The organism is Mesorhizobium sp. M0140, assembly GCF_040322475.1.
Lineage (GTDB): Bacteria > Pseudomonadota > Alphaproteobacteria > Rhizobiales > Rhizobiaceae > Mesorhizobium.
Window position 1 is genome coordinate 341402 of sequence record NZ_JAMYTM010000002.1, and the last position, 6658, is coordinate 348059.

Consider the following 6658-nt stretch of genomic DNA (forward strand, 5'->3'; position numbering starts at 1 on the left):
GTACGTATACATACTCCACCTGCAACGTACCGGTCAGTAACATGATAGCTCAATCCCGCCCATTTGGCCAGCGCTACGCTTTCGTCGTGGTCGGCGTCATCTTCCTTAGCCTGCTGGTCGCGGCCGGTCTGCGGTCCGCTCCCTCTGTCATGATGCTGCCGCTGGAGACCAGTTTCGGCTGGCGGCGCGACATCATCTCGCTGGCCGCAGGTGTCGGCATCCTGCTTTACGGCCTGACGGGGCCATTTGCCGCGGCCCTGATGGAGCGCATCGGGCTGCGCCGCACATTGCTGGCCTCGCTGGTGGTGATGTCAGGCTCGACCGCGCTCAGCCTGCTGATGACCAAGCCGTGGCATCTGTTTATCACCTGGGGCGTGTTCTCGGGCATTGGTTCCGGTGCTGTCGCCAGCGTGCTCGGCGCGACCATCGTCAACCGGTGGTTCAAGACCAATCGCGGCCTTGTCATGGGATTGATGTCGGCCTCCAGCGCCTCGGGCATGCTGGTGTTCCTGCCGCTGATCGCCGCGCTGGCGCAGTCGGGCGGCTGGCAGCCGGTTGTCGTTGCGGTCGCGATCGCAACCGCGGCTCTGATACCGCTGGTCTGGCTGCTGGTGCCGGAGCGGCCGGCCTCGATCGGCATGGTGCGCTACGGCGCCGATGCCGACGACCTGCCGCCGGCTCCGCCCGCGTCACAGGGCAATTTCCTCGCGCATACGTTCTCGACGCTGCGCCGCGCCGCCGGCACCCGCGTCTTCTGGTATCTGTTCGCCACCTTCTTCGTCTGCGGCTTCACCACCAACGGGCTGGTCGGCACGCATCTGATCGCGTTCTGTGGCGACATGGGCATCGGCGAGGTGCAGGCCGCCGGCCTGCTGTCGATGATGGGTATCTTCGACCTGATCGGCACGACACTGTCCGGCTGGCTCACCGACCGCTACGACCCGCGCAAGCTGCTCGGCGTCTATTACGGCATTCGCGGCCTGTCGCTGATCTACCTGCCCTATTCCGGCTTCTCGGCGACCAGCCTGATCATCTTCGCCGTGCTCTACGGCCTCGACTGGATCGCCACCGTGCCGCCGACGCTGCGGCTCGCCAATGAGGCGTTCGGCGACCGCAGCGGGCCGATCGTGTTCGGCTGGATCGTCGCCGGACACCAGATCGGTGCGGCGACAGCCGCCGCCTTCGGCGGCACCATGCGCGAGTTGCAGGGCAATTACGAACTGGCGTTCCTGATCGCCGGCATGACGGCAATCGCCGCCGCCTGTATCTCGCTGCTGATCAACACCAGCAAGCCAGCTTTCGAGCCAGAGCCGCAGGCGGCTTGAAGCTCGGCGACGGAGCAAATCTCCCCCTCGAGGGGGAGATGGCCGCGAAGCGGCCAGAGGGGGCGGTCCGACCGGGCTCGGCCTCCTGGTGCAGATGGAGGCTGGCGCTCCATGCGCGGCGACCCTCTCTGTCGCCTTCGGCGACATCTCCCCCTCGAGGGGGGAGATCACCCGCCTGTTGATCGTCAGAAAAACTTCATCATTTCGAGATGTCCCTGAAACATTGACGCTGGATTTTGGTGGCACCGTTCAAGCCATCCAGGAGACAGCCGTGAACAAGCTTTCGATGACCCGCCGCGCTTTCGTCACTTCCGCCGGCGCCGTTGGCCTGGCCGGCGTTTCGGGTCTGGCGCTGCCCTACTATTCGCGCGCCAATCAGCGGCCGGCCTTCACCCATGGCGTCCAGTCCGGCGATGTCGACGCAACCAGCGGCATGGTGTGGACGCGCACCGATCGCCCGTCGCGCGTCATGTTCGAAGTGTCGTCGACGGAGAATTTTGCCAATGCGACGCGCCTGGCGCCTCTCGATACGTCGCCGGCCAGCGATTATACGGTCAAGCGGCTGCTCACCGACCTCGCTTCCGACCAGGACATCTTCTATCGAATGACGGCAGCCGACCTCGCCGACATCAACGCCGTTTCGGAGCCGATCACCGGCCGTTTCAGGACGGCGCCAGCCTCGAAGCGCGACATCCGCTTTGCCTGGTCCGGCGACACCGCCGGCCAGGGCTGGGGCATCGATGAGACCGGCATGAAGACCTACGCCACGATCGGCAAGCACACGCCCGACTTCTTCCTGCATTCGGGCGACACCATCTATGCCGACGGCGCCATGAAGGACGAGGTCGACCTGCCCGGCGGCGGCAAGTGGAAGAACGTCGTGTTGATCGACGGCAAGCGCAAGGTCGCCGAGACGCTGGATGAATACCGGGACCAGTGGAAATACAACATGATGGACGGGAACGTGCTCGGCCTGAGCGCCATCTGCCCGACTTTCTACCAGTGGGACGACCATGAAGTGCTGAACAACTGGTCGGATTCCAAGGATCTCAGCGCCGACAACCGCTACACGGAAAAATCCATCCACGTGCTGGCGGCCCGCGCGGCGCGGGCTTTCCACGAGATGACGACGATCCGCTACGAACCTTCCGAGCCCGGCCGCGTCTATCGCAAGATCGCTTACGGGCCGTTGCTCGACGTGTTCTTCCTCGACATGCGCTCCTATCGCGGCCCCAATGGTCCGGACATGCAGGATGAGATGACGCCGCAATCGCGCATGCTGGGCGAACAGCAGACGAGATGGCTGAAGCGCGAACTGGCGAATTCGAAGGCGACCTGGAAAATCATCGCCGCCGACATGCCGCTCGGCCTCGTCGTCTGGGACGACGGCACCAAGAAGGTTGGCGCCGAAGCGGTCAGCAATGGCGACAATGGCTTGCCAAAAGGGCGCGAGCTCGAGATCGCCGACCTGCTGCGCTTCATAAAGAATGCCGGCATCAGCAACACCGTCTGGCTGACCGCCGACGTGCATTACACGGCCGCGCACTACTACAACCCGGACAAGGCGCAGTTCCAGGAGTTCAATCCGTTCTGGGAATTCGTCTCGGGTCCGATCCATGCCGGCACGTTCGGGCCGAACGATTTCGACATGACGTTCGGTCCGGAGCTGAAGTTCATCAAGGCGCCGACCGCCGAACAGGGACAGAATCTGCCGCCCTCGGCCGGGCTGCAATTCTTCGGGCTGGTCGATATTTCAGGCGCCAGCGAGCAGATGACGGTGCGGCTGATGGATCGCGACGACAATGAACTCTACAAGGTGACGCTCGACCCGGTGCGGTCGGCATAAGCGCGCGCTGATGGAAAGGTGTCGCGCACGTCTAGAGCGCGCGGTGTCTCAGTCCGGGTAGCAGACCATGGGGATATTCGGCCAGACGGCGCTGTCGCAGTTGGCGGCGTCCTGCCGCTGCTTGAAGGCGGCGCTGACCGGGCCGGTCACCATCGGGTCGACGCCGTCGGGCGCGTCGGCGAAAATCTGCTCGGCCGACTGTGCCTCTGATGGCAAGGTAGGCCGTGATTCCTTCATCGTCGCGGCCGACTGCGCGGCGTTGGCCGCCAGCAGGACAGCGAAGGCAACTGAGGCGATGAGCGGCCAAAATCGGTTGAGTTTATCGGTCATGACGTTCGAACTGTCTGGGCCCCGAAGGGTTCCCGCCTTGGTTAACAAAATCATCTCACACGCAGATGCTTAAGATTTGATGAGTATTTGGTGACGCGCCTCCTCTTTCGCAACTGCGAAAAACCCTGTATGAGCCGCGCAACCGAAAGAGGCAGCGCCTTTGGCCTGCTGCCTGCAACGCTTCCGAGACCAGAACATGAAAATCCGTAATATCGCGATCATCGCGCACGTCGACCATGGAAAGACCACCCTGGTCGACCAGCTTTTGAAGCAGTCCGGCTCCTTCCGAGATAATCAGCGCGTCGCCGAGCGCGCCATGGATTCCAACGACCTCGAAAAGGAACGCGGCATCACCATCCTGGCCAAGGCGACTTCGGTCGACTGGAAGGATACCCGCATCAACATCGTCGACACCCCCGGCCACGCCGATTTTGGCGGCGAGGTCGAACGCATCCTGTCGATGGTGGACTCAGCCATCGTGCTGGTCGATGCCGCCGAAGGGCCGATGCCGCAGACCAAGTTCGTCGTCGGCAAGGCGCTCAAGGTCGGCCTGAAGCCGATCGTCGTCATCAACAAGATCGACCGTCCGGACGCCCGTCATGTCGAGGTGGTCAACGAGGTGTTCGACCTTTTCGCCGCGCTCGACGCCACCGACGAGCAGCTCGACTTCCCGATTCTGTACGGTTCAGGCCGCGATGGCTGGGTTTCGGAAAATCCGGAAGGACCGAAAGACCAGCAGCTGGCGCCGCTGTTCGACCTTGTCATCAAGCATGTGCCGGAGCCGACCGTTCATCCCGGCCCGTTCCGCATGATCGGCACCATCCTGGAAGCCAATCCGTTCCTCGGCCGCATCATCACCGGCCGCATCGAGAGCGGCACGCTGAAGGCCAACCAGCCGGTCAAGGTGCTGCACCATGACGGTACCCAGATCGAAACCGGCCGTATTTCCAAGATCCTGGCCTTCCGCGGCCTTGAGCGCCAGCCGATCGAAGAAGCGCAGGCGGGCGACATCGTCGCCATTGCCGGCCTGTCGAAGGGCACCGTCGCCGACACGTTCTGCGACCTGAGCGTGAGCGAACCGCTGCATGCGCAGCCGATCGATCCGCCGACCGTGACGATGTCGTTCCTGGTCAACGACAGTCCGCTGGCCGGCACCGAAGGCGACAAGGTGACCAGCCGCGTCATCCGCGACCGCCTGCTGCGCGAAGCCGAAGGCAATGTCGCGCTGAAGATCGAGGAATCGCCTGACAAGGATTCGTTCTTCGTCTCCGGCCGCGGCGAATTGCAGCTGGCCGTGCTGATCGAGACGATGCGCCGCGAAGGCTTTGAAATCGCCGTGTCGCGTCCGCGCGTCGTCATGCAGAAGGGCGAGAACGGCGAATTGCTGGAGCCGGTCGAAGAAGTCGTCATCGACGTTGATGAGGAGCATGCCGGCGTCGTCGTGCAGAAGATGTCCGAGCGCAAGGCCGAGATGGTCGAACTGCGCCCATCCGGCGGCAACCGCCAGCGCATCGTCTTCCACGCGCCGACCCGTGGCCTGATCGGCTACCAGTCGGAGCTGTTGACCGACACGCGCGGCACCGCCGTGATGAACCGGCTTTTCCATGCCTATGAGCCCTACAAGGGCGAGCTGCCGGGCCGCACCAATGGCGTGCTGATTTCCAACGAACAGGGCGAATCGGTCGCCTACGCCATGTGGAACCTGGAAGATCGCGGCCCGATGGTCATCGATCCGGGCGTCAAGGTGTATCAGGGCATGATCATCGGCATCCATAGCCGCGACAATGATCTTGAAGTGAACGTGCTCAAGGGCAAGAAGCTGACCAACATCCGTGCCGCCGGCAAGGACGAGGCGGTCAAGCTGACCCCGCCGATCCGCATGACGCTGGAACGCGCCCTGGCTTGGATTCAGGACGACGAACTGGTCGAAGTGACGCCGAAGACCATTCGGCTGCGCAAGCTCTATCTCGATCCGAACGAGCGCAAGCGGTTCGAAAAGTCGTCCAAGGTGGTCGGCGCGGCGTAAGCTCTCTATTTTCCAACAACCGAGAGGGGCGGAGCAACCAGTGTTCCGTCCCTTTTTCGTTCATCCACCAGCAGCCGAGATGATGGCCTGCCGATCGGTCTCGCGGGCCAGATCGATGCGGATCGCGATTCCCGCGCGGGCCGGCTTGCGCAGGGCCTTTGCTCCATCCGGGTCAACGATGAGCAGCCGCTTCTCCTCCAGCGCCTGAAGCCGTGATCGCGAGATGCCAAGTTCGCTGGCGAGCAGCCGGTCGAGTCGCAGCGATGTCGGCATTTCGAGCCCAAGCTGGATTTCCAACACGGTCGCGGCTTCCCTGGTGTCGCCGAGCCTGCGCTTGTGGACGCTGACATCGGGGAACTCCTCGACGCGCCCGATCCGGTTGCGCAACGCGATTACATCGAAGGCATGACGATGAGCGAGTGCAGGATCGTTGCTTTCGAGTGCCGCCAGCAGCGCCGGGTCGATGTCGCGGCGGTTGCAGCGCTCGAAAATGCCGAAATTCCAGGAGTTGTCGCAGTCGATGCAGCGATAGATCAGCCACACGTCGATGCGTTTGCCATTGGCGTTGACGCGGAATTTCCCGCTGCTGCAATAGGCCTTCACAGTGCCGCAGCGATTGCAGCTGATGAGCGGCCGAGGTGGGGTTTTGGGTGCGATCGTCCAATGGATACGCAGTGGTCCAGACATGCCGATAAGCCCTTCCCGTCGGGAAGTTCATCAGGCCGGCGATGTCGAGATGCCCATGCGGGCACGGCGTGGCGAGAGGCTGCGGTTTTTGGAAATCGGGTGTCACGGGCAAAAGCCGCGCGACGCGGTTCAGCAGTGCCAAACCGGTCTCGAACCGCCGCCCAGAAGAACACATGGAAACGAAAACAGACACCGCGAACGCGGTGTCATGCCTTGTGTCGGGGGAGTTGGCGAGACCGGCGGTTACGTAGGCAAAGTGAAGCTCGAAATTGTTTCGCGGCGGCCTTTCTAGCCGCGAGATGCTGGAGGTGCAAGGGACCTCGCAAGCCTTGGGTTCCTCGCCCCCACGGGAGTGGGGGAGAGCGACTATCTGGGGTGTCAAGTTGCAATTACGAACTCGTTGCGCGCATCGCGTGCTTTTGCATTGAGGATGACCAGGAGTTT

General features: G+C 62.9%; 5 protein-coding genes. 3 read left to right on the forward strand and 2 right to left on the reverse strand.

Annotation, left to right across the window (positions count from 1 at the left end):
- The first annotated feature begins 41 nt into the window (after positions 1 to 41).
- Together NKJ37_RS03665 and NKJ37_RS03670 are read left to right on the forward strand one after the other, a co-directional pair.
- Positions 42 to 1325 carry an MFS transporter gene (locus tag NKJ37_RS03665; RefSeq protein ID WP_352772747.1) on the forward strand — a complete coding sequence of 428 codons (1284 nt, stop codon included), beginning with the start codon at positions 42 to 44 and terminating at the stop codon, positions 1323 to 1325.
- Between the two features lie 286 nt (positions 1326 to 1611).
- Complete coding sequence (locus NKJ37_RS03670; protein ID WP_502896750.1) at positions 1612 to 3171, forward strand: alkaline phosphatase D family protein; 1560 nt, start codon at positions 1612 to 1614, stop codon at positions 3169 to 3171.
- Positions 3172 to 3219: 48 nt separating this feature from the next.
- Here the strand turns inward: NKJ37_RS03670 and NKJ37_RS03675 are convergent, their stop codons facing one another.
- Positions 3220 to 3501: a hypothetical protein gene (locus tag NKJ37_RS03675; protein WP_352442147.1), complete on the reverse strand. Its 282-nt coding sequence runs from the start codon at positions 3499 to 3501 to the stop codon at positions 3220 to 3222.
- 196 nt (positions 3502 to 3697) lie between these two features.
- On the opposite strand from NKJ37_RS03675, the gene typA reads away from it, so the two are divergent.
- Positions 3698 to 5527, forward strand: coding sequence for a translational GTPase TypA (gene typA / locus NKJ37_RS03680; RefSeq protein ID WP_352442148.1), 1830 nt, complete (start codon positions 3698 to 3700; stop codon positions 5525 to 5527).
- A gap of 60 nt (positions 5528 to 5587) precedes the next feature.
- Here typA and NKJ37_RS03685 read toward each other — a convergent pair whose 3' ends face one another.
- Positions 5588 to 6214, reverse strand: coding sequence for a DUF1062 domain-containing protein (locus NKJ37_RS03685; RefSeq protein WP_352442149.1), 627 nt, complete (start codon positions 6212 to 6214; stop codon positions 5588 to 5590).
- Positions 6215 to 6658: the final 444 nt, after the last annotated feature.

Bases quoted from the DNA above. Each gene is read 5' to 3' on its own strand.
- NKJ37_RS03665 (WP_352772747.1), top strand. From the start codon at position 42: ATGATAGCTCAATCCCGCCCATTTGGCCAGCGCTACGCTTTCGTCGTG.
- NKJ37_RS03675 (WP_352442147.1), bottom strand. From the start codon at position 3,501: ATGACCGATAAACTCAACCGATTTTGGCCGCTCATCGCCTCAGTTGCC.
- NKJ37_RS03685 (WP_352442149.1), bottom strand. From the start codon at position 6,214: ATGTCTGGACCACTGCGTATCCATTGGACGATCGCACCCAAAACCCCA.
- NKJ37_RS03670 (WP_502896750.1), top strand. From the start codon at position 1,612: ATGACCCGCCGCGCTTTCGTCACTTCCGCCGGCGCCGTTGGCCTGGCC.
- typA (WP_352442148.1), top strand. From the start codon at position 3,698: ATGAAAATCCGTAATATCGCGATCATCGCGCACGTCGACCATGGAAAG.